The organism is Amycolatopsis sp. lyj-112 (genome assembly GCF_046549055.1).
GTDB lineage: Bacteria > Actinomycetota > Actinomycetes > Mycobacteriales > Pseudonocardiaceae > Amycolatopsis.
Genome location: NZ_JAJPWS010000002.1, coordinates 1 through 21,344, shown reverse-complemented (window position 1 = coordinate 21,344; position 21,344 = coordinate 1). Strand labels below are relative to the sequence as shown.

General features: G+C 66.4%; 23 protein-coding genes. 19 read left to right on the top strand and 4 right to left on the bottom strand.

The window, feature by feature from the left end; translation table 11 throughout:
- Positions 1 to 183: 183 nt before the first annotated feature.
- The 3 genes from ACLJRL_RS06865 to ACLJRL_RS06855 all read right to left on the bottom strand — a co-directional run bounded on the left by ACLJRL_RS06865 (position 184) and on the right by ACLJRL_RS06855 (position 1,782).
- Positions 184 to 489: a hypothetical protein gene (locus ACLJRL_RS06865; RefSeq protein ID WP_410655214.1), complete on the bottom strand. Its 306-nt coding sequence runs from the start codon at positions 487 to 489 to the stop codon at positions 184 to 186.
- Between the two features lie 253 nt (positions 490 to 742).
- Entirely contained in the window at positions 743 to 1,396 is a 654-nt protein-coding gene (locus tag ACLJRL_RS06860; protein WP_410655213.1) for a hypothetical protein, read from the bottom strand.
- Positions 1,393 to 1,782: a hypothetical protein gene (locus ACLJRL_RS06855; RefSeq protein WP_410655212.1), complete on the bottom strand. Its 390-nt coding sequence runs from the start codon at positions 1,780 to 1,782 to the stop codon at positions 1,393 to 1,395. The genes ACLJRL_RS06860 and ACLJRL_RS06855 overlap by 4 nt, the downstream gene beginning before the upstream one ends.
- Before the next feature lie 251 nt (positions 1,783 to 2,033).
- Here ACLJRL_RS06855 and ACLJRL_RS06850 point away from each other — a divergent pair, with 251 nt between their 5' ends.
- The 5 genes from ACLJRL_RS06850 (at position 2,034) to ACLJRL_RS06830 (ending at position 6,336) form a co-directional block, all read left to right on the top strand.
- Positions 2,034 to 2,924, top strand: a complete 891-nt coding sequence (locus ACLJRL_RS06850) for a DUF5753 domain-containing protein (RefSeq protein ID WP_410655211.1) — start codon at positions 2,034 to 2,036, stop codon at positions 2,922 to 2,924.
- Positions 2,893 to 3,102 (top strand): DUF397 domain-containing protein, encoded by a 210-nt coding sequence (locus tag ACLJRL_RS06845; RefSeq protein WP_410655210.1) that lies wholly within the window; start codon positions 2,893 to 2,895, stop codon positions 3,100 to 3,102. The genes ACLJRL_RS06850 and ACLJRL_RS06845 overlap by 32 nt, the downstream gene beginning before the upstream one ends.
- Before the next feature lie 57 nt (positions 3,103 to 3,159).
- On the top strand, positions 3,160 to 3,426 hold the full coding sequence (locus ACLJRL_RS06840; RefSeq protein WP_410655209.1) for a DUF397 domain-containing protein: 267 nt from the start codon (positions 3,160 to 3,162) through the stop codon (positions 3,424 to 3,426).
- Positions 3,427 to 3,691: 265 nt separating this feature from the next.
- On the top strand, positions 3,692 to 5,059 hold the full coding sequence (locus ACLJRL_RS06835; protein WP_410655208.1) for an MFS transporter: 1,368 nt from the start codon (positions 3,692 to 3,694) through the stop codon (positions 5,057 to 5,059).
- A gap of 86 nt (positions 5,060 to 5,145) precedes the next feature.
- A complete protein-coding gene (locus ACLJRL_RS06830) occupies positions 5,146 to 6,336 on the top strand; it encodes a GGDEF domain-containing protein (RefSeq protein ID WP_410655207.1) in 1,191 nt (396 codons plus the stop codon).
- On the opposite strand, the gene ACLJRL_RS06825 is transcribed toward ACLJRL_RS06830, so the two are convergent.
- Positions 6,337 to 6,732 (bottom strand): winged helix-turn-helix transcriptional regulator, encoded by a 396-nt coding sequence (locus tag ACLJRL_RS06825; RefSeq protein WP_410655206.1) that lies wholly within the window; start codon positions 6,730 to 6,732, stop codon positions 6,337 to 6,339.
- Positions 6,733 to 7,037: 305 nt separating this feature from the next.
- Between ACLJRL_RS06825 and ACLJRL_RS06820 the strand changes: the two genes are divergently transcribed.
- The 14 genes from ACLJRL_RS06820 to ACLJRL_RS06755 all read left to right on the top strand — a co-directional run bounded on the left by ACLJRL_RS06820 (position 7,038) and on the right by ACLJRL_RS06755 (position 20,490).
- Positions 7,038 to 7,676, top strand: coding sequence for a methyltransferase (locus ACLJRL_RS06820; RefSeq protein ID WP_410655205.1), 639 nt, complete (start codon positions 7,038 to 7,040; stop codon positions 7,674 to 7,676).
- Between the two features lie 1,153 nt (positions 7,677 to 8,829).
- On the top strand, positions 8,830 to 9,261 hold the full coding sequence (locus ACLJRL_RS06815) for a hypothetical protein (protein ID WP_410655204.1): 432 nt from the start codon (positions 8,830 to 8,832) through the stop codon (positions 9,259 to 9,261).
- Positions 9,262 to 9,341: 80 nt separating this feature from the next.
- Entirely contained in the window at positions 9,342 to 10,040 is a 699-nt protein-coding gene (locus tag ACLJRL_RS06810) for an SAF domain-containing protein (protein WP_410655203.1), read from the top strand.
- Positions 10,037 to 10,906 carry a hypothetical protein gene (locus tag ACLJRL_RS06805; RefSeq protein ID WP_410655202.1) on the top strand — a complete coding sequence of 290 codons (870 nt, stop codon included), beginning with the start codon at positions 10,037 to 10,039 and terminating at the stop codon, positions 10,904 to 10,906. The genes ACLJRL_RS06810 and ACLJRL_RS06805 overlap by 4 nt, the downstream gene beginning before the upstream one ends.
- A 110-nt stretch (positions 10,907 to 11,016) precedes the next feature.
- On the top strand, positions 11,017 to 12,423 hold the full coding sequence (locus tag ACLJRL_RS06800) for a CpaF family protein (protein ID WP_410655201.1): 1,407 nt from the start codon (positions 11,017 to 11,019) through the stop codon (positions 12,421 to 12,423).
- Entirely contained in the window at positions 12,420 to 13,346 is a 927-nt protein-coding gene (locus ACLJRL_RS06795; RefSeq protein WP_410655200.1) for a type II secretion system F family protein, read from the top strand. The genes ACLJRL_RS06800 and ACLJRL_RS06795 overlap by 4 nt, the downstream gene beginning before the upstream one ends.
- Positions 13,343 to 14,248, top strand: coding sequence for a type II secretion system F family protein (locus ACLJRL_RS06790; RefSeq protein ID WP_410655199.1), 906 nt, complete (start codon positions 13,343 to 13,345; stop codon positions 14,246 to 14,248). Before ACLJRL_RS06795 ends, ACLJRL_RS06790 begins: the two co-directional genes overlap by 4 nt.
- Before the next feature lie 55 nt (positions 14,249 to 14,303).
- Positions 14,304 to 15,239: a hypothetical protein gene (locus tag ACLJRL_RS06785; protein WP_410655198.1), complete on the top strand. Its 936-nt coding sequence runs from the start codon at positions 14,304 to 14,306 to the stop codon at positions 15,237 to 15,239.
- A gap of 60 nt (positions 15,240 to 15,299) precedes the next feature.
- Positions 15,300 to 15,554 (top strand): hypothetical protein, encoded by a 255-nt coding sequence (locus ACLJRL_RS06780; RefSeq protein ID WP_410655197.1) that lies wholly within the window; start codon positions 15,300 to 15,302, stop codon positions 15,552 to 15,554.
- Positions 15,555 to 15,595: 41 nt separating this feature from the next.
- Positions 15,596 to 16,021 (top strand): hypothetical protein, encoded by a 426-nt coding sequence (locus tag ACLJRL_RS06775; RefSeq protein WP_410655196.1) that lies wholly within the window; start codon positions 15,596 to 15,598, stop codon positions 16,019 to 16,021.
- Positions 16,022 to 16,095: 74 nt separating this feature from the next.
- Entirely contained in the window at positions 16,096 to 16,488 is a 393-nt protein-coding gene (locus ACLJRL_RS06770; protein WP_410655195.1) for a TadE/TadG family type IV pilus assembly protein, read from the top strand.
- Positions 16,485 to 16,937 carry a TadE/TadG family type IV pilus assembly protein gene (locus ACLJRL_RS06765; protein WP_410655194.1) on the top strand — a complete coding sequence of 151 codons (453 nt, stop codon included), beginning with the start codon at positions 16,485 to 16,487 and terminating at the stop codon, positions 16,935 to 16,937. Before ACLJRL_RS06770 ends, ACLJRL_RS06765 begins: the two co-directional genes overlap by 4 nt.
- Positions 16,934 to 17,347: a hypothetical protein gene (locus tag ACLJRL_RS06760; protein WP_410655193.1), complete on the top strand. Its 414-nt coding sequence runs from the start codon at positions 16,934 to 16,936 to the stop codon at positions 17,345 to 17,347. The genes ACLJRL_RS06765 and ACLJRL_RS06760 overlap by 4 nt, the downstream gene beginning before the upstream one ends.
- Entirely contained in the window at positions 17,344 to 20,490 is a 3,147-nt protein-coding gene (locus tag ACLJRL_RS06755) for a BTAD domain-containing putative transcriptional regulator (RefSeq protein WP_410655192.1), read from the top strand. Before ACLJRL_RS06760 ends, ACLJRL_RS06755 begins: the two co-directional genes overlap by 4 nt.
- Positions 20,491 to 21,344 lie beyond the last annotated feature (854 nt).

The following is a 21,344-nucleotide window of genomic DNA, read 5'->3' as shown; positions in this document are numbered from 1 at the left end:
ATCAGCTCGGGCGCGACCCCGTCGAGTGCGTCGCTCATCCCATAGTCGGTCACGGCACTCACCAGTCCGTTTCATTCGGGATCCCCGGCAGGAGGGCGAGCTTCGCCCATGGGCGGCTGAGTGAAACCCGCTTGCGCGCGGCGACTCCCAAGTCCGGTCGCCGAAGTCCGGTCTTCGCGCCTGTCACCCACCGGTCGCCTCGCCGATCTCGCCCCATGCAAGGACGTCGAGGAGCACCTGCTCCAGCCTGTCCACGGACTGCTTCAACGGGATGACGTTCAGATTGACTGTCAGCTTCCCGGGCTCGTTGCAGTATGGGGTTTCGGTGAGTGGCCATCGGTGCGTGAACGAGTCGAACCGGGTGTCGCGTGCGAGCGGCATGCGGTCTTCGAACCGGCCAAGGTCTCGCTTGTGCCCGTAGAACACTTGAGAGAGATCGGGGTTCTCGCCGAAGGCGAACCGATAGCCGCGCGCTTCGAGTTGACTCACTGCTTCGGCGATGTCTGGTGTGAACCAGTTCGGATACCGGTTCACGCCGGCCGCCGGGCATCATGGAGAGCGGCGCCCTCCGGGAGAGTACGGGGCCTATGCTCCCGGAAGGGCGCCGCCGGCCGGTCATACGCGGGCGGAGGCTGACTCGCGCGCACGACCGGGGTCAAGGGAAAGAACGAGTTGAAGGCCAGGATCAGGTAGTCCAGCTCGCAGGCGGGGGGAGTCGCCTGGGGGTGCCGCTTGGCGCTCACTAGGGCACCGCCGCGAAGAACGTGGTGACAGCTCCGGGGGCGTGCTCCAAGCTGGCGCAGCAAGGCAACGAGCCGACAGGGAGAACGCACAAGGCAGAGGTGCTCGTGCTGCTGGCGAGGTTCGTCCAGGTCAGACATCGGCCGCACTGGAAACCGGCGGCTGCTGGTTTGAGACTGCCGCTCGCGTCAGAAACGCAGTAAGTGCCACATACGGCGACATAGCATCGGCCGACCCGGCGCGCACGGGAGTGGACGAAATGCCGGACACCTGCTGTGCCCGCGGTTCGCGGGTCGGCCCACCACACGCCCGAGTTTGTTGCATGGGGCGCCGGGGTCATGACTTTGTCGCCTTCGGTAAGCCACTTGACCATGCACTCGAGGACATCCTCAAGAGCGCCTTGCTTCTGCCGGGGAGCCGGTCCGGACGGGTTGTTGATCCGGACACCGCTCCAGGCGTAGCTGACTCGGCCCTCGCCGCGGGCGATGACCACGCGATCGAACCGTTCGTCAGCGAAGCGGTCCCCGAAGACGTTCTCTACGCTCTCGGGTTCCGTGCCGAAGGTGAAGGTAAAGCCGAGCTCGATGAGCGTCCTGAGACTCGTCGCGGCCTGCTCGGAGATCCAGGACGGGAACTCGTCTTCTGTCGTCATCATGCTGCTGTCCGGCTTGAGTGGTCGGCTTCACGGCGAACCTGCGCCGGAATCGTGACGAGCAGCAGCCGAGCGGGGATCCCGTCGAGGTACGGGCGGACGTGATTCTCGCTCCAGCGGTCGTCCACTGAGTCCGGAAGCACAGTCGTATCGATCTCGCACATGGGTACAGCTCCGCGCGCCGCTGGCCACATCTCGGCGGTGATCACCGCAGGATGACGCCGCACGTACTGGGCCGAGTGTCGCCCATACCGCGCCATCCGGACATCACGAATCTTCAGGGCCACACCACCCGTGAAAGCGCCGCAGGCCAAGCCAGTGCCGACATACACACCCGCATCGGCGCCCGCCAACAGATCTGAGACAGCCAAAGCCGCGACCAGCGACACGTGATCAACCCCTCAATCCGCCAGCAGGTGGACGCCCTGCCGGAGTTCGCGGAAGTAGTTCGGGGCAGGTAGGGGCTCACATCGGAGCCGAATCCGGGCCCCTACCTGCCGTGTTGCCGGTTTGACTGGTATCTGAGCTGATGTACACCAGATCAACCGACACTGAGTAGTATCACTCGGTGCATGATGCACCGCAAGAGGTGCTTTTGAGTGAACGTCTGAGATGCATGGAGGTCGCTATGGTTGCCGCCATGGCTGCGGTGAAGACGCGTCGCAAGGTGGCGTTTGGGAAGAAGATGGCGGCGGTGCGGCTGGCCGCACAGGGCAAGCCTCGGACCGCTGAGGCGGCTGCCGCCATCATGGTTGCGGCGACGACGGTGACACGCCTCGAAGCTGGAAGTTCATGCCCTGACTGGCCGACGATCCTCGGTCTGGGTCGCTACTACGGCCTCACAGACGAGCAGATCAAGTCGGAATTGTTCCCACTCTGGCAGAGCGCGAGACAGAGCAATAACACGATCGTCGAGCATGCAGCGAACCTGCCGCCGAAGTACCTGTCCTTCCGGCAGGAAGAGGCCGATGCCACGGATGAATGGATCTTCTGCGTAGCCGCCTTGGGAGGCCAGCTTCAGCTCGGGTCCTATGCGGTTGCGCAGGGCCGATGGCGTGCTCAGAGCTCCGAGGAAGGTTGGAAGCAGCGAGTCATCGAGGAGCGCCGTGACCGGCAGAAGCTCTTGTATCGCGACCCGCCACTTGGTCTTCACGCGATCATCTCCGAACATCTCCTGTGGCAGATGATCGGTGGCCGCGAGGTGATGGTGGGGCAGTTGGAGCATCTGCTTGAGCTGGCCGAGCTTCCTCACGTGAGGATTCAGGTGGTCCCGATCGGCGCAGACGCCTGGGCTACCAATCCCGTGACCCTGTTGACGTTTGATGATGACGACCCCGACCTTGCCTACCTGGAGCACGCGGGTGGTGGCGTCACGGTAGAGAATGAGGTCGATGTACAGGCTCTCAAGGACACCTTCCAAGCTGTGGGCCGTAACACAGCGTTACCGGAAGATCGGTCTTTGGAGCTGATCGGAGCAGTACTGAACGCAAGAAGGAAGAATGAGCAGCCGCAGCCATTTCGCCCTAGGTAGACCGGTCAAAAGCTCCTACAGTCAGCCCGAAAACGACTGCGTTGAGCTGACACTCAATGTGGAGACGAGGGAGGTGAGCGTAGAGAACACCACGGACCGTAGCCAGGGACGTCTTACCCTCTCGCCCGCCGCCTTCGCGGGTTTCCGGGAAGCGGTTCGAGAGCAGCCGTCCGCGTAGCGATTGCCCCCGGCTGTCGGTGCCGGGGGCATCGTCTTAAGATCTGCGGAGACTTAAATGAGCACTGCCGACGACAAGGCCGCCGTCCTGCATGAGCTCGACCTAAGTACCGCGGAATGGATAAGGGCGGTACCTGCAGGGGTCAATCTGGACGATTGCGTCGAATATTTCTTTGTGCGGCACGCCGATGATGTCACCTATACCGCCATGCGGCAGTCCTCGCCGCCGGATGGTCATGTCCTTGTGTTCACGCCGGCCGAGTGGCGCGCGTTCGTAAGAGGCGTAAAGGATGGCGAGTTCGATCTACCAGTGGTAGGCGAGTAGTTCCGAGGTGGGCAGGATGTGGCCCAGCGGGCAAGGTCCTTCGCGGCATCGCTGGAGCCGATTTGAGCGTCTACCTGCCAGCGAGGCCTTGCAATAGAATTTTCACGGATAGTGATCGCTACGTGCGATCGGGTGAACATTTGCGGATGGTATCCATGCGGCGACTCTCCGGGCATACCGTGGCTGGTCCAGACGTGTGACGCCTTCAAGGCGGCTGGATCGTCACAACCGCGTGGTGGGAGGCCAAGTGCGGGGTGTGGGAGGGGTGGGTTTTGCCGACTCGTTGAGAGTCGGCGAGTTTCGTGCGCTGTGGTCAGCTGAGGCTGTTTCGATACTCGGTGATCAACTCGCGAGGGTCGCTCTCGCGATCATGGTCTTCGACCGGACGTCGTCAGCCGCGCTCACCGCGCTGACCTACGCACTGACGTTCGTTCCTGCCGTTCTCGGCGGGTTTCTGCTCTCGGGGTTGGCCGACAAGTTTCCGCGTAAGCGTGTTCTCGTGCTGACCGATCTGGTGCGTGCGGGGCTGGCTGCGGCGATGGCCGTGCCCGGTGTGCCGCTCTGGGTGCTTTGGGCATTGATCGGTCTGTTGACCATGGCGTCGGCGCCGTTCAAAGCGGCTCAGCTGGCGCTCTTGCCGGACGTACTAGGCGACGACCGGTACCAAGCTGGTCTGGCGCTTCGTCAGATGACAGTCCAGATCGCCCAGGTTGCCGGGTTCGGTCTCGGCGGCATTCTCGTCGGAGCGCTCAGCCCATCAGGTGCACTTGTAGTTGATGCCGCCACCTTTGGGCTGAGTGCGTTGATCATCTCACTGGGAGTTCGGCCAAGCAGGGCGGCGAAGGAACGCGCGGACGAAGAGGGCGGCGCGGAGGTACAGCGCCGCGGCATCGATTTCAGGCTGGCAGTGCCGTTCGTCTTAGGGGCATTGATCGGGCTCTTCGTGGTGCCCGAGGGCCTTGCTGCCCCGTACGCGGGAGCTCTTGAAGTCGGCGCGGTCGCGATCGGTCTGCTGATGGCAGCCGATCCTGTCGGCAGTGTCATCGGAGCTTGGTGGGCGGCAAAATCCAGGACGGCGACGATCCCGGCCCGCCGGGCTGTCGTGATACCGGCGGCGCTGGCGGGGGTGCCGCTCATCGCCTGTGCGTTCTTGCCGGGAATCGGTTGGGCGATCGTGTTGTGGGCGGTGTCCGGCGCCTTTTCGACGATCTACTTGATCCGCCTGCAGCCCATGATCGTCGCCGTCGTGCCGGATTCCCGGCGCGGCGCCGTCATGGGCAGGTTCAGTACCACCGTCTACGCAGGCCAAGGTGTAGCGATCTTGGGCGGCGGAATAGTGGCCGAACTCATCGGGCCGGCGTACACCGTCGCTGTCGCCGGGGCGCTGGCCACGGTTCTGGTCTTGGCCGTCGGTGCGGCATGGAAGCTGGCTCGTCCTCGGCGAGCTCGCGTCACCGAGGACGAGCCTGCACAGGCTGAGAAGGGTGCACGAAGACCATCAGACTTCCTTGTTACGCATCGTGGCCTCCTCCCGGAACGTCCGGCAGCAGGAGGAGACGCCGGCCATGAAGCGGCGACTTCGGGGACCGGCTCCTCCTCCAAAGGAACGGAAGTGAGGTCAGTATGCCGGTAGAGTCACGGAGCGCGCATGGGCGTAGCCCGAACGGACGCGTCGGTTGGTCTGTCTGGTCTCACTCTCTGTATGCGCGCGGGTTCGTTGTGTTCATCGAAATGGCCGCAATTGCCGCGGTCGGCGTCAGTGCGGCTCTTGATCCACCCTCGTGGGCAGACTTCCGCGTCTGCCTGTTCGTGATGGCCTTCGGGCTGATTGCGGCTGAGTTGGCGCGCACCGTTGAACGACGTCGTCGACGCTTCGCGGACACGCCACACGTCAATTTCTCGTCAGTGTGGACACTCGCTGGCGCTCTCATCCTGTCCCCGGCTGTCGCTGCAGTCCTTGCTGTCGTTCTCTATGTCCACCTCTGGCTCCGTTGCTCGCGCGACGTGGCCGGGACCTTCGCCTCGAGGTTCGCGTTCAACGGCGCCAATGTGATCCTGTCCTGTCAAGTGGCCGGGTGGTTCGCCCAGCGAATGCAGCTGGTGCCCATGACGCACGAGTTCGACTTCGCGGATGCTCTGGTGTGCGTTGCCGTAGTCATCGTGTACTTCGCCGTCAACTCGACCATTGCTGCAGTCACCATCGCGATCGTGCGCTCGGACAGGACGCTGACGAGGCTGCTCGGAGAGTTCAACGAGAACGTGCTCGAACTCGCGACCCTGTTCATGGGTGTTGCGACCGCCATCTTGCTCAGCGTTCACCCCGCGCTTGTGATGGTGATCTTCGTACCGTTGTACGGACTCCACCGATCGGCGCTCATCAAGCAGTTCGAACATGCGGCCACTATTGACTCGAAGACCGGCCTGCTCAATTCACTGGCTTGGCACGCCCTCGCCAAGGCCGAGCTCGCGCGGGCCCGACGTAATAACGCGCGGATCGGGATCCTGATGATCGATCTCGATCACTTCCGTCGCATAAACAACAACTTCGGCCATCTCGCAGGAGACCGAGCGCTACGAGCCGTCGGACAGGTCCTTCAGGATATCGCTGGTGAAGACTACTGCGGTCGATTTGGCGGCGAAGAGTTCGTCGTACTGGTTCCTGGTGTAACTCCGGACGAGTTGGAAGGGTTCGCCAACCGAACTCGCGAGGCGATCCTCCAGGTGCGGGTCGAGGGGATCCACGACCAGGCAGCGGGCGTGCATCAGCCGGTTAGCGCGTCGATCGGGGCCGCTGTGTTCCCGGACGTCGGTGCGAGCCTCGAGGATGTACTCCTTGCTGCCGACCTGGCTCTTTATGCCGCGAAGGACAGCGGGCGGAACCAGGTCCGCATGATGAGGAGCGATACTTGATCACGTGCCGTCGTCTGAGGTGCCGGCTGTCAAGCTGTCGCGGTTTTGCTGGGCCCAGCTTGCCAGCGGCCGGAGCGCCCGCAGCAGTTCCTTTCCTTTGGGAGTGAGCCGGTACCAGACACTGTTGCCCATCTGATCGCCGTCGGCGCGACGGATGATCAGACCGTTCTCTTGAGCTCGTTTCAGCGTGTTTCCCAGCACCTTGGGCGTGACCGGCTTTGGATGAGACACCCAGCCGACACGTGCTTCTGCACCGTTCACCTCTGCCATGAGATCCGTGTATCGGCGCTCTCCGAGCGCGAGGGTGGACAGCATGGCCACGGTCCATTGACCGTTCAGCATGGCCAGCGCCTCATGGAGACTCTGGCGGTAGGGGACGTCCCAATCACTGATCACGACCATTGCCTACCACGGACGAACTTGCGCCAGCGCAATTCAACTGGGATTTACGTCGACCGTTCGAGTGAAGATCGCCCTGGTGAGTCCAGGATCAGTCGGTACTTACCTTGCGGATAGTCGGGGTTGACCAGCTAAAAACGGATTGTCCGGACGTTCAGTGCCGGAATGGAAGTGAGCAGGTGGCCGGCTGGGTTCGGATGCGGCGAGCACGCCGAATCGAGCCGGTCGCCACCGCAGGCAAGGAGGCGAGGCCATGACGGTTCATCGTTCGTGTCTGAGTGCTTCGCAGGGGAGGGCCGACAGTGGCGATCTTGGAGTACGCAGTCGGAGCCGGGAGCTTCGCAGCAGGACCGGCGTTGCTTGCCGCTGCGGAGCGCTCGACGAGCACGGTGCTGGTGACCGGGGCTCGGACACGGTTCGCGGTCGCGGCCACGATGTCGGCCGCGACGGCGGCGTTGAGCTGGTTCGGCTGGCTCCGGCTGGGAACGACGCCGAGCTGGCTGGTCTGGTGTTGGGTCTGCGCGCTGGGATGCGGCCTCACGCTCACGGATCTCCGAAGCCGACGACTCCCGTTTCCGATGGTGGCGGCGCTGGCAGGCGGTTGTGCCACGACCTTCTTCGGTGTTGCACTCATCGACGGAGCATGGGCCAGGTTCGGCTTCGCCTGCGCGACCGCCGTGGTTACGTTCGGCCTCGCGTCACTTGTTCAGATCTGCGCGCCGGACCACACCGGAGGAGGCGATGCGGCGTTGTACGGCGCGCTCGCGTTGTTCCTCGGTTGGTTCGGTTGGAACGGCTTACTGCGTGGCCTGCTGATCGCCAGCGGTCTTACCGCGCTGATCGCGCTCGTGGTCGCGGTGTCGTCCAGGAGCGTGAATTCTACGTTCGCTGCCGGGCCGTCACTGCTCGGCGGAGCGTTGGTGAGCGTCTTCGTGACGTAGACATTCTGGCGACCGTACTGGCGAAGCCTGGCTCAGTATCGGAAGCACTAGGGGAGGAATCTGTGAGCAACTTCGGCCAGCGTTGTCGGCTGCTAACCCTCGTCTCGAGCGGCATGGTCGTTCTGCTCTCCGCAGGATGTGGAGGCGACAGCGCACCGCCATCGTCGACCGCGCCCACGATGGCGGCTCCAGCACAGGCGCCGACGGCATCCGCGCAGGAACAGCGGCAGGTAGTCGAAGCGGCCTACACCCAGTTTTGGCCGCGATCACTGGCCGTGCCGAATTCTCCGGAGGTCACGTGGCGGGAGGAAATGGCTGCACTGGCGGTAGACCCGCAACTGTCAACAACCCTAGAGGCCATGCGTCGAAATAAGCTGGTTGGTGTTAAGCCGTATGGGGATGTCACTACGCGAATCAATAGCGTTGATGTTCGCGGCGATCAGGCTACGGTGCAGGACTGCCAAGACGGATCCCGCTCGGGGCAAGCCGACGCGACTAACGGTGATCGCAAGACCGTCGGTTCCCCTCGTATCCCAATTCACGCCAAGATGGTTCGCGATACAGCGGACGGGCGATGGAAAGTGTCACAGCTTCACTATCCAGGCGGGCCGTGCTGATGGGAACTCGGAACGCAGTAGCCTATGCGGCGGGCGTAATCGCTGTTATCGGTGGCACGGCTGGACATGCCGCAGCGCCAGCTGAGGCCGCCCTTGGCCAGCCCAATCCGCAGGACGACGGCCAGGTCATTGTCGTCCCAAATGACACAGATCAGTTCGGTCAGTACGCTCCGCCGAGTATTGACATGCGAGCGCTAGACCAGGGAGGTCAGGCGCCTGTCCGGCCAGGTGGACCGGGAAGAAAACCGGTGGGCCAAGACCGCCGGGCGGCGGCTGCGAACGGAGCGCCAGAGGCGCCGGACGGGCTTCCTCCAGGTTGTTCCCTCGGTGGTTTCGGTGTCGGTGGCACGCCTGGTGCTGGTCGAGCAGGCGGCAGCGCGTTCGGGATCCGCTGCCTCCCGCCGCTGCCTGCCGACGACGAACCTGCGGCTCCAGGAGGACCGCCGGCTCCGCCGTTGCCGACTCCGGCGCAGCTCGCCGCACGCGCATTCGAGCAGTTGCAATTACCCCGGCCGGTTCCTCGGCACTCGCCGGACGTGCAGTTACCCGACGGGCGGGACGCCACGATCGTCGGGGAGAACACGTGGATCTGGACCGACCGGAGCGTGTGGAAACCGGCGGTGGAGCGGGTTCAGGTCGGCACGGTGTGGGCCGAGGTGACCGCGACACCGACGGGAATGACGTTCAACTCGGGTTCCGACAGGTCGATGACTTGTTCGGGGCCGGGAACGCCGTATGACCGTTCCTACGGGCTGCACGCCGCCAGCCCTGATTGCGGCTTCGTGTACACCCGCAGTTCAGTCGGTCTACCCAACGATCAGACCACTGCGGAGTGGGCGATTCAGTGGTCGGTGAGCTGGATCGGATCGACTGGAAGTGGCTCCGTGGGCGGTGATTTCCCGCTGTTGCAGTCCCGGGCGAGGTCGACGTTCGCGGTCGCCGAGGTGCAGGCCCTGCGCGCGAACTAGAACCGCACTCTGCGAAATTGCAATTGAACGCTTTCTAGGCGCACCAAAGCCGCGATTCTGGATTGTGGAGGAATACCACTATGGGTACCGCTTTGTCTTTTTCCCGATCGTCGAATTCGCATGGCAGCGACTCGGGCTTCGTCGAACAGCCCGAGGACGACGAGGTACCGAGGGTGCCACGGCGACGGCGGTGGTGGTTGTTGGGGGTCGCGGTGGTGTTGGCCGCGGTCGTCGCGTTCGGCAACTACGCCCTGATCACGGGGCAGGACGACCGGGTCGACGTCCTGGCGCTCACCCGAGAGGTCGGCTGGGGGCAGACGATCGAGGAAAGCGATCTCGGTGTGGTCAAGGCCGTCCCGGACGAGCCGCTGGTTTTCATCCCGGTCGGTGACAGGGACAAGGTCGTGGGGCAGGTCGCGCGGTCGATCTTGCCCGCAGGGACGGTGCTAGCGCCTGGGCAGCTGTCTGTGCAGCCGATTCCGGGGCCAGGGGAGCGGCTGGTGGGCCTACCCGTTCGGCCGGGTCACCTGCCTGCCCGTGGCTTGTCGGCCGGGGATCTGGTGCAGGTCACCCCGATCGAGGGCGGCACCGGGCCCGACGTCGGGCAGACCCCGGCGAGCACGTCCGGTCCGTTTCGTGCGCGGGTGCTCGGCGTCGGCCTGCCGGACTCCACCGGGGCGGTCACGGTCGATGTCGTCGTCGGCACGGACGCCGCGCAGGCCGCGACCAGCGCTTCCGCTGGCCAAGTCGTCATGGTCCAGCTCGGACCGGGCGCGTGAGAAGACCAACTGCCGAAGGAATGGTGAGGGAGATGGCGATGATCACGATCGTGTCGGGTAAGGGGTCGCCCGGCGGGACCACGACGCTGGCCGCGTTGGCGGCGGCCTGGCCTGCGCCGGTGCTGCTGGCCGACTGCGACCCCGCCGGGGGCGACGTGGCGCCGGGATGGCTGGGGCATTGGGTCGTGAACGGGTTCGTTCGTACTGACGTCGGCCTGTTGTCGCACGCCATCGCAACCCGGCACGCGATGGCAGGGGATCCGGCGACGCTGATCGAGCACGTGCAAGCGGTGCCTCCGGCGCGGCATGTTGGCCTCCTGTCCGGGCTGAGCACCCCGAGCCAGCACACCGCCATCGGCACAGCCGGATGGACTCGTCTCACCGTGGCGTTGGCTGCGTTCAAGACCGCCGCCGGGCATCCGGCCGACGCGCTGGTCGACCTCGGCCGCTTCAGCTCGGCGACGCCGTGGCCGATGTTGCTCGCTTCGGACCTCGTGCTGGTGGCAGTGCGCCCGACGCAGCGGCATGTGCTGGCCGCGCGCCCCGTCTTGGCCGAGCTCGCCGAGCGGATTCTGCCTCAGCGGTTGGGGCTGGCTGTCTGCGCGACAACGCCCGCGGGCACCCGCGAAGTCCGCGTGGCGCTGGGGCGGGAGGCCGCGGTGGAAGTTCCGATGGCCACGCGGACAGCGGCGGTGTTCTCCGACGGCATCGACGGGGGAGCCCTTCCTCACCGGTCGCCGCTGCTGCGCAGCGCACGCCGCATTGCGCGTCGCCTGCACAGCACCTATCACGCCTACGCGCCGAGCGAACCACGCGTTCCGGCCGCGTCGGCACCGGCTCGGTTGCTTTCTGGAGGTACACGATGACGTTGCCGCGCAACGCGTTCCGGTTTCCAGGTGATCCGGCTGTCCCGCCGTATCCAGCGACGCTGCCGCCACCGCGGAGCAACTCCGCGACAGCGATACCGCGCATACCGGTGCCACTGCCGGACAGCGTGCAGGCACGGCGTTTCGATTCCGAGGCCATCCGAGAGATTCGAGAAGCGGTCGCTGCCCGGCTGGAACGGGTCGCCGCGGGTGAGTCCCATGTGGACGCACCGCTGACGACCGAGGAGCAGCAGGCGCGGTTGCGTGCCTACGTGGCTGACGAGGTCGCCGGCTGGGTGCAACGCCGCGCGACCGCCGGACACGCGCCGCTGCCAGTTACCGAAGAACAGCGATTGAACCGAGCGGTCGTGGCGGCGCTGTCGGGGCTGGGTGTGCTGGAGGAACTGTTGGAGCGCACCGATGTGGAGAACATTCACGTGCACGGCTGTGACCGGGTCCTGCTGGAGCTGGCGGACGGCTCGGTCGAGCAATGGCCGCACCCAGTAGCCGATACCGATGCCGACCTGGTGGAGATGCTCGCGGCGATGTTCGCCCGCCAAGGCCAGACCTCCCGCGAGTTCAACGCCGGCCGCCCGCTGGGAAACTTGCGGATCGGCGCGGGTGGTCCGCTGGGGGCGCGGGTGGCCGCGGTGATGGAGGTGTCCGACCGGCCGCGAGTGGCGATCCGCCGCCACCGATTGGCCGACGTCGGCCTGAACGATCTCGTGGCCAACGGCACGCTCGATCCGCTACTCGCGGCCTTCCTGCGCTCGGCGATACGGGCTGGCTGCAACGTGATCGTGTCCGGCGGCCCGGCCGCGGGCAAAACAACTCTGCTGCGCGCGCTGTGCACGGAGATCCCGGACTACGAGCACGTGGTCACCGTCGAGGAGGAGTACGAGCTCGGTCTGCACATCGGTGCCCGGCCCTTGGTCACTCCGTTGGAGGCCCGTCCGGCGAACTCGGAGGGGATCGGGGAGATCTCCTTGGACGACCTCCTGAAGCAGACGCTGCGGCACTCGCCGAGCAGGGTGATCGTCGGGGAAGTCCGTGCCGGGGAAGTTACCGCGATGCTGCGCGCTCTCGGCAACGGTGCCACGGGCGGCATGTGCACCCTGCATGCCACGAGCGCCTCTGCGGTGTTCGACCGGATCGGCGCGCTCGGGCAGCTCGCCAATCCGCCGCTGGCGATCGATGCCGCTCACCAGTGGACCGCTTCGGCGATCGACCTCGTTGTGCACGTCGCCCGCGTCGACCACGACACGCCCGGCGGGCGGCGTAGGCAGCGGTTCGTCACCGAGATCATCGAGGTCGGTCCGGTCGGCGATTCCGGCCGCCCGGACATCACCAGGATTTTCGCCCCACGCCCGGCAGACGGCCGCGCAGTCCCGGCCTACGCACCGACTCGTGACCTGCTGGAGCGCTTGGCGAGGCACGGGTTCGACCGCAACCTGTTCGACACCGCCGGTGCAGATACCTGGCACACCAGCAACATGCCGGTCGGGGGCAGGCGATGACGGGCCTGTGGGCGGTTGCGCTCGGCGTCGCCGCGGTGGCGGCGATCGCATGCGCCGTCGCGGCCTTCCGCCCACCCACCGCGCGGTCGACGACACCGCTCGCGGCGCGCAGCGCGGGCTGGAGGACGTTCGCGACACGGGTACCGAGGTGGCGGGTCGTCGTCGCGGTCGCTGCGGGCGGTGTCGTGTGGTGGGGCACCGGCTGGCCGGTCGCCGTCATCCTGACCGTCGCCGCGGTGCTGACGGTGCCGATCCTGGCACGCGGACACGACGCCCGCCGTGTGATCGCGAGGTTGGACGCGCTTGCGAGCTGGGTACGGCGTCTCGCCGACGTGCTGGCCTCCGGCGCCGGCGGGCTGGAGCAAGCGATCGCCACCTCCGCCCGAACCGCCCCCGAGGCACTGGTCAGCGAGGTCGAAACCCTGGCGGTGCGGCTGCGGACCCGCGGTCTGGAGGCCGCGCTCCGCGCCTTCGCCGAGGATGTGGGCGACGAAGCCGCCGATGAAGTGGTCCTCGCGCTTATCCTTCGCGCCCGCGCAGGCGGACGCGGACTGGTCGACATACTCGACAGCAAGGCCACCGCCCTGGAACGCGAGGTCGTCGCCCGCCGCGACATCGAAGCCGACCGCGCGAAACCCCGCACCGATGTCCGCGCCATCCTTGGCATCACCGCGCTCTTGCTCACCGGGTTGATCGTCTTCGCGCACGAGTTCCTCGCCCCGTTCAACGACCTGCTCGGCCAGCTCGTGATGGCCGGGATCGGTGGCCTGCTGGGCGCGTCCGGGTGGTGGATGCACCTGCTCACCCGAATTCGCCGTCCAGCGCGGCTGCTCGGCGCGACCTCGAGGATCCCGCCCGGGACACCGAGACAGAGGAGCACCCCGATCGTTGCCGCCCGCCTCGACGTGGAGGTGTCACGATGAACCCCGGGATCACCGCTGTCGTGCTCGGTGCGCTGGGCGGGCTCGCTCTGGTCTGCGTGCTGCTGGCGCTGGTGCGCCCGGCACCTGTCAACGTGGCCGCCGCGGTCGCCGAGCTGGACGACCGCGCCGCCCGCCGTGCTGACGGGGCACCGCCGCGCAGCCGCTGGTCCACCCGGATCGAACGCCTGGCAGGGTTCTCTGGACGGTCGTCGAACCGCTGGTGGGGCATTCCTGCCGACGATCTGGACGTGCTCGATCAGACCGCCGACCACTACCTTGCCCGCCGTCTGGCCTGGGCCGGTGGCACTGCCGGCACCGTGCTCGCCGTGGCCGGACTGGGATGGTTCGGCGGGATCGACCTCTCCGCCACGGTGGTGCTGCTGGCCGTGACAGTGGGCGCGGCGGCAGGGGCAGTGGTGCCAGTCCTGGCCGTGCAGGAGGACGCCACCCGGGCGCGGGAGGAATTCCGCCGCGCCACCGCCGCCTATCTCGATCTCGTTGCACAGGAACGCGCCACCGGCCGAGCCCCCAGCCAGGCGCTGGGCGAGGCGGCCGCGGTCGGGGACTCGTGGGTGTTCGCCCGGATCAGCCGCACCCTCGGCCGCGCGACGCGTGCCGGTCACACGCCGTGGGAAGCCCTGTCCCGTCTGGGTACACGGATGAGAGTGGTCGAACTCGCGGATCTGGCTGACATCCTCGCCACCGCGGCCGACGGTGCCGCCGTCTACACCACGCTCATCGCCAAATCGAGCGCGCTGCGCGCTGCCGCGCTGGCCGCCGACAAAGCCGACGCCAACGCCCGCTCCCAACGGCTCGCGCTTCCAGTGGCGTTGCTACTGGTCGCGTTCCTCCTCCTGGTGATGTACCCCGCAATGATCAGGCTGGCCACCGGCGGCGGCTAGTGGAAAACGCGCGACGACACCCGCCGTTACCGGCCCTTCGAAGGGAGAAACCTTGATGCGCGAACATGATTCACCTGCGACAGTGCCGCCGGTGCTCGACTGCGCGTTCCCTGACGGTTACGACACAGTGCTGATCAATCCTGCGATCACCACGCGGCAATGGCGGCGCAGGCAATCCCTCGCTTTCCTCCACCCGGCAACCATCCTCAAAGGACTCTTCTCCGCTGGTCTGGCCATGCAGTTATCCGTTGCTGGTCAAGGCTTCGGCGAGAAGCTCGGCATCGGTCTCGTGACCTTGATTCTGGTACTGGGCGTATGGCGCGCCCTTAGCCATCCGTCCGTTGAGGACCCGCTCCGGCGCGAAGCCGCCCAACTTCCTCGGCTCCGACGTGGCGAGTTCTTTCGTCGCAGCGACTTCGACGGCCTCGGTGCAGATCCTGGCGAACGGGTAGCCGAGTTGCTCGCGGGGCTAAGGGAACTGCACCGCAGCCCGGCGCGCGCCTGGCTCGACCCCGCTCTGCCGGGCGAGGTCCACAAAGTGGTGTGGCGGACCTTGGGCTGCCTGGACCGCAGCCGGGACGCCCGCGCTCTCGCCGACGAGGTCGCCGCCGAACCGGACGCCGGCGACAACCTGGCAGCCGCAACGCGACAAGCGGTCGACAACGTCGACACCTGCCTGCACGAAGTGACCCGGCATGTCTGGGGGTGCGTCTTGATCTGTCGCGCGTGGGAGCAGAAGATGCGACGTCAAGACCTTGCTGACCGAGTCAGCCACGCGCTTGTGAACGCTCCGGGACCTGACCAGCTCCGTGGCTTGTCCCAGGACTCGGACGCGTTGCCGCGAAGCGTGTTCGCCCACATAACTGCCGCACGGGACGTTACTCATGCCGGGCTATTCCCGTGGGAGCAGTCACCGTCCGAGTGGCCCGAACTCGTTCTCCTCCCGTCCCGCGACTCGTCGACCTCACTGACTACCTACAGGCAACCATGACAGCGAACTGGCCGAAAACCTTACAAGGCAACCGATTCGTCGTAAAGGAGATCGATACCTATGCTCAATCACCTCGACCGCTACGTGACCACCGCCCGGCGATGCGGCACCCGGCTCGGACTGATCCTGACCCGATGGGTGCTCGCCCTCGTCGTCACTGCAGAAGAACAGTGCAAGCGGGCTCGTGCGTCGGGAGACCGCGGATCGGAGTCCGTGGAAAAAGCCGTCCTCGTCGCTATCGGGCTGGCCGTGGCGATCGGGCTTGCCTTCGCGATCCGTGCCGCTGTCCAGAACTACCAAGGGCAAATCAAGTAGACCTGCACTCTCTGGAAACCCTTTACCCCAAGGAGTCCACGATGCCGACCACCGAGGAGATCGAACGACGTGTCGAAGCAGCCGACGCCGTCCGGAGCGAGAGGAGGTCTGCCGCAGCGCGATTAGTCGGCGACCTCGCAGAGCGTCACGCCGAGCTCGCCGAGCAACTCGGCGACGTCGAACGGGAACTGGGTGACGTGCTGGCCGAGTCCGGGGACGTCATCGAGATCGACGAGCTGGCCGCGTTCACCGACGTGCCCGCCGCCGAACTCACTCGATGGCTCAACAACGGGAAACCCAGCCGTACCAAGCGAAGGAAGCCCGCCGGTGGCGCGGCGCACACGAAGACTGCCCAAGCTCAGAAGACAACCGCTTCCCCCGAGCCTGCGACGCTGAAGCCATCCCCATTGCAGGATATTCCCCTCGCACGCGGCGGCACGGTGACGACCCCTGCGATGGTGCCGTGATGGAGCTCTTGCGTCCCAACCGGTTGAAGGGGCGACCTGTGTGGACACGTTGTCGAGCGTTCTGTCGGACGCGGATGCACGACGACGGCGGAGCGGAGTCTGTCGGCCTGGCCGTGTTGTTCCCATTGGTACTGCTGCTGATCCTCGCGGCTGTGCAGGGCGGGTTGTGGTGGCACGCGCACTCCGTGGCCGCTCAAGCTGCACAGGCCGGCGTGGACGCCGGTCGCCCGGTCGGAGCCACCCAGTCCACAGCGACCGTCGCGGCACGCTCGTTCGCCGACCGCGCAGGCCGCGGCGTCCTCGCCACGCCTGAGATCCGTGCCACCGTCACCGCCGAAACCGTCCAGGTCGTTGTCTCCGGCACGACCATCCGCCTGCTACCGATCCCTGGTTTGGACATCCGCGTCGAATCGACTGCCCAGGCAGTCAAGGAACGATGGTCACAGGCCGCCGGGGGTGGCTCATGACCCGCCGAGCACACGCACATCGCCTCGGTGAACGACCTTGGAGTGATCTCGGCTCCGTCAGCGTCGAAGCTGCCGTGCTAGTGCCTGGCGTGATCTTCGTCGGCCTATTGATCATCGCCGGTGCGCGCATCAGCTCGGCGCAGCAAGCCGTCGACAATGCCGCCACCGCTGCCGCACGAGCGGCTTCGATCGCCCGAAGTCCCCTCGCGGCACAGCAGTCTGGAACGAGAGTGGCCCGCGAACGCCTCGGGCGCGAGGGCATCACATGCCAGGAATCCAGCGTGTCAGTCGACGCCAGCCAGATCGTTGTCGGCCGTGCCGGACAGGTTCGGGCAAGTGTGACCTGCCGCGTTGCACTCAGTGACCTTGCGCTGCCGGTTCCCGGCGGGAGTCGTGCGATCACGAGTACCTTCATCAGCCCCGCTGACCCGTACCGGGGCATCCCATGACGACCCGGACAAAGCTGCGGGACACGGGTTCGGTCAGCGTGATAGTGGCCGTCCTGGTGCCTGCGCTACTGCTCGTCTTCGCCTTGGTGGTGGATGGCTCTGCGCGGTTGCGCGTCATCGCCCGTGCCGACGCGCTGGCTGCTGAAGCCGCCCGCGCGGCCAACACCGCGGTGGACACCCGAAGCCCAGCGATCAGCATCGACACAACGAGCGCAGCGCGCACTGCCGCCGACTACCTCGCCCGTGCCGGGTATCCCGGTCAGGTCAGCGTCGCCGGTCCGCGCGCGGTCCGCGTGTCCGTCACCGTCACCGAGGCCACCCCCATCGGGCTGCTCGGCGGTACCGTCGAGGCCACGGGCACCGCATTGGCTGAACTCGGCGTCGGAACCCGCACCGGCGATCTGCCATGACCACCGCATCAGCACAGCGGATTCGCGGGGCATGCGCCGCGCTGGCCTTGCTTGCCTTCATCGCAGGGATACCGTGCGGACTCCTCGCGCTCGGCGCCGACCCCGCCCGCCTGCTTTCCTTCCCCTGGCCCGATCCCGCTCCGATCAGCCAATGGCCCGAACGGATCTGGAACATGTTGCGGTGGGCGTGGCTCACCGGCGACCTCGTGATCTGGCTGCTCGTGGCAGTGGCCTGGGCTGGCTGGCTCCTGCTAACCCTCTCTGTCACGGTCGAAGTGATCCGCCAGACCGGACACGGCATCGGTACCGCCCGCGGTCTGCTGCGCCGAGTGCCGCGCGGCCGATGGATCGCCGGACTTGTGGCCGCCGTTCTCGTGGCTACCTCGGCCGGTACCGCGGCGGCATCGACAGCCCTGGTAACTCCGGTCGCGGCCACCGCGCCGCCGTGGCCACACGAATACCCCGTCACGGCGGCCCGGGTCCACGCGACGGACACTGCAACCGATCAGGCCGCGGACACCGTCGACACCGCGACCACACCGGTTCCGGCAGCGGCGCGAACGGACGACGCTGTGCCCTACACGGTGGTGCACGGCGACACCCTGTGGGACTTGGCCAAACGTCACCTCGGCCGCGGTACCCGCTACCACGAGATCGTGCGGCTCAACCCCGCGCTGCTCGCCGACAGCCCAGGCGACCTGGAACCGGGGTGGACGCTGCTGTTCCCACCGGATGCCATCGCCCTGCCCCATCCCGCGGACATCACCACAGCGAGTGGGCGCACCGTCATCATCAAGCTCGCCGACACGCTCTCGGGCATCGCCGAACACGAACTCGGCGACCCGGGCGCCTGGCACGCGATCTTCGACCTCAACGCCGGCCGCACCCAACCCGACGGCCGCGCGCTGCGCCACCCCGACCAGCTCTTGCCCGGCTGGCAGCTCGTCCTGCCCGCTCAGGTGGCACCGCCATCGGCGGAGCCAACAGAACGGCCCGCGACGTCACCGAACAGCCCGACAGCCGCGCCTGCCCCAGAGGGCCCGACTAACTCCGTCGAACAGCCCTCCCCTCCGTACTCGCATCGAGGAGAACAGCCGGACATGCCCGAGGCGCAGCCAGGAACCGGTATCGCACTGCCGACCGGCGCGTTCGTCGGCCTCGGACTGGCTGCCCTGATCACCCTCGCGATGATCACCGTCCGGCTCCGGCGCCGCCGCTGGTACCAACCTGGCTCACACGACGACGCTGACCCTGCCGGCCTCCCGGTCGTACGCGCACTGCGCATAGCCCACGACATCACCACGTACACGCCAACTGCTGCGCCCGCACTATCTGGACATGTACGGCCAGCCGACATGCGCACCCGCGAACGAGCCCAGGCCACGGTCCGTGCTGTGCTGCCGGCGCCCCAGGACTCCTCGCTCGGCGTCCGCGACGGGCACGCCATCGCACTCGACCTCGCCAGCACGCGGGGCCTGGGACTCACCGGTCCCGGTGCCCACTCCGCCGCGCGGGCCTTGATCGTGACACTGCTCGCGCAGGCCGCCAGCGACGGTCTCGACGCCATGATCGTGATGCCCGCCGACGATGCCCGCTCGCTATTCGGACACGACCTGGCGGATCACGTCCCAGACCGGCTGCGCATCGTCGATGACCTGCCCGCAGCCCTGGGGACGTTGGAGGCCGAGCTGGTCGCCCGCACCGACACCGGCGACATCGCGAAGGACGACCCATCGGCGAACACGGCGCACCCGCGCGGCGATGCCGGACCTGCCGTGGTGGTGGCCACGCCCACCGCGGGCACGAACCGGCGCGCACAGGCCATCCTCGACAACGGCTCGCACCTCGGCCTGGCCGGAGTGTTCCTCGGCCCCTGGCACCCCGGCGACACCGCTCGTGTGCGTGATGACGGCACAGTCGAAGCGACCAGCCCCACCCTGAACGAAGACTTGGCCGACGCCCGACTGTTCACACTGCCGGACACCGACGCCCGTGACCTACTCGCACTCCTCCACGCGGCCGACTCAGGCAGCAGCGGCGACCCGATCCGAGACCGCATCGCCGCTGGCAGCGCCGTGGAACCGGGCACACAGCGGCAAAGCCGGGCCGAGAGCACAGAGACGAACGCCAAACGACTCGTCTCCGAGTACGAGTTCGCCACAGCAGCGCCCGACGCCGCAGCCGCGACCCCACCGGCAGCGGCGGTCGTCCGCGACAATCCCGGCGAGCACCCGACCGGACGGTCCGAACCGGCTGAATCCGAGAGGGAGCCCACCTCGCCGGAGGCCGGTAGCCGTCCGCACCACTCGGCCGCCCGGCTCGACGACAACCGAACGCCCGCGCTGCGCCTGCCCACAGACCCGTCCCCGGTCCGGCCACTGCACCTGCAGGTGCTCGGCCGGCTTCACCTGAGCAGAGCGAACCCCGAACCCCGCGACCTCGTCGACCTTCTCGCTCCGCGCCAACGCGAAATCCTGGTCTACCTGGCGCTGCACCGTGACGGGTGCCGACGCGAAACCCTCAGCGCCGCGCTCTGGCCGGACGCTCCCGGCGGACGCCCCTACAACAGCTTCCACGCGACCCTGTCCCAGCTACGCCGCAGCCTTCGTCGGGCAAGCGACGACGAAACCCTTGACATCATTGTCAACCAGGACAGCCACTATCGGCTCAACCAGCCGATAGTGACCGCCGACCTCTGGCAGCTCCAGGACGCCATCACCGCCAGCCACCAGACTGCCGCAACGGACGCCGTCGCGGCGGCGAACCGCGTCACCGAGTTGTACCGCGGAGACCTCGCCGAAGGCATCTCCGCGGATTGGATCGACGGGCCGCGCGAAGCACTCCGGCGTGACGCCCTCGACGCGCTCAGCATCCTGATACGGAAGATCAGAACCGACAGCCCCGAACAGGCACTCGCCCTCCTGGAACAAGCCCGCCACCTTGACCCCTACAACGAGGCGATCTACCGCGACCTCATGCGCCTACAGGCGCGACTCGGCCAACACGACAGCGTCCCGCGCACCCTGAACTTGCTCACCACATCGCTGGCCGATCTCGACCAACGTCCTGACCGAAGCACCCTCAGCCTCGCAGACGCTCTGCAACAGCCGAGAAATCACATGTCCCACCGACAAGCCAGCTAAGCGAGCCTCGCGCCTCACGCAGGAAATAGACTCGGGTTTATTGCGACCGACCAGTTTCCGGAGCCTGTCCTTCGCTAGTCAACCTAGCTATACTGAGCTGGTTCCTTACGGAGGCTTGAGCGCCGTGACGTGAACTTGTTGGCGTATTCTGGGATCAGCGGTGGTAACCGCGAAGCAGAATCTCAGCAGGACTAGGGTCGGCACTCTGCCGTGTGCAAACGGAACGGACTCGGCTGCGAGATCCCGTAGACCTCTCGCCCGTCCACCTTCCTCTCGGCCTTCCTCTCTGTCTTCTTTTCGGGAGTCCTACTAGAGAGGAAGGGTTGCCTCAAAGCCTTGTCGCAGGCCAACGCTGGGCAACCCACTTCCTCCGTGTCCTCCGACTTCGATGCCGGCAGGCACGTGAACAGTCGGCTTGGGTGGGGTGTTGGCTGTCTGATACTCGCGTTGCCTTCCGTCCTCAAGTTCTGTTCTATTGTAGGCAACCTCTCTATTATTCCCCTTTCCTCTCGGCTCTTTCTTTCATTTTTCTTCTTAGTCTAAGTGGCCCGCGTGGTGCATCTGTCTATTTCTTGCGGGCAAGATAAATCTCAACAATACGGAACCATGAGTCGCAGATATTGACAACCACATAAGCGGCGTGACCGCAAGTGGTGCGAGTCGAAAACCGTGAGATAACCAAGGGGAATTCTTGCGCTGGCTGGCGCTGTGCGGGTCGCGGTCGCGGGCGCTGGCTGGCGCTGTGCGGGTCGCGGTCGCGGGCGCTGGCTGGCGCTGTGCGGGTCGCGGTCGCGGGCGCTGGCTGGCGCTGTGCGGGTCGCGGTCGCGGGCGCTGGCTGGCGCTGTGCGGGTCG

What these genes read in the sequence shown, in the direction of transcription:
- ACLJRL_RS06810 (WP_410655203.1), top strand. Translation starts at nt 9,342, where the DNA reads ATGGGTACCGCTTTGTCTTTTTCCCGATCGTCGAATTCGCATGGCAGC.
- ACLJRL_RS06840 (WP_410655209.1), top strand. Translation starts at nt 3,160, where the DNA reads ATGAGCACTGCCGACGACAAGGCCGCCGTCCTGCATGAGCTCGACCTA.
- ACLJRL_RS06770 (WP_410655195.1), top strand. Translation starts at nt 16,096, where the DNA reads ATGCACGACGACGGCGGAGCGGAGTCTGTCGGCCTGGCCGTGTTGTTC.
- ACLJRL_RS06755 (WP_410655192.1), top strand. Translation starts at nt 17,344, where the DNA reads ATGACCACCGCATCAGCACAGCGGATTCGCGGGGCATGCGCCGCGCTG.
- ACLJRL_RS06775 (WP_410655196.1), top strand. Translation starts at nt 15,596, where the DNA reads ATGCCGACCACCGAGGAGATCGAACGACGTGTCGAAGCAGCCGACGCC.
- ACLJRL_RS06785 (WP_410655198.1), top strand. Translation starts at nt 14,304, where the DNA reads ATGCGCGAACATGATTCACCTGCGACAGTGCCGCCGGTGCTCGACTGC.
- ACLJRL_RS06860 (WP_410655213.1), bottom strand. Translation starts at nt 1,396, where the DNA reads ATGATGACGACAGAAGACGAGTTCCCGTCCTGGATCTCCGAGCAGGCC.
- ACLJRL_RS06760 (WP_410655193.1), top strand. Translation starts at nt 16,934, where the DNA reads ATGACGACCCGGACAAAGCTGCGGGACACGGGTTCGGTCAGCGTGATA.
- ACLJRL_RS06780 (WP_410655197.1), top strand. Translation starts at nt 15,300, where the DNA reads ATGCTCAATCACCTCGACCGCTACGTGACCACCGCCCGGCGATGCGGC.
- ACLJRL_RS06845 (WP_410655210.1), top strand. Translation starts at nt 2,893, where the DNA reads ATGAGCAGCCGCAGCCATTTCGCCCTAGGTAGACCGGTCAAAAGCTCC.
- ACLJRL_RS06790 (WP_410655199.1), top strand. Translation starts at nt 13,343, where the DNA reads ATGAACCCCGGGATCACCGCTGTCGTGCTCGGTGCGCTGGGCGGGCTC.
- ACLJRL_RS06850 (WP_410655211.1), top strand. Translation starts at nt 2,034, where the DNA reads ATGGCTGCGGTGAAGACGCGTCGCAAGGTGGCGTTTGGGAAGAAGATG.
- ACLJRL_RS06765 (WP_410655194.1), top strand. Translation starts at nt 16,485, where the DNA reads ATGACCCGCCGAGCACACGCACATCGCCTCGGTGAACGACCTTGGAGT.
- ACLJRL_RS06795 (WP_410655200.1), top strand. Translation starts at nt 12,420, where the DNA reads ATGACGGGCCTGTGGGCGGTTGCGCTCGGCGTCGCCGCGGTGGCGGCG.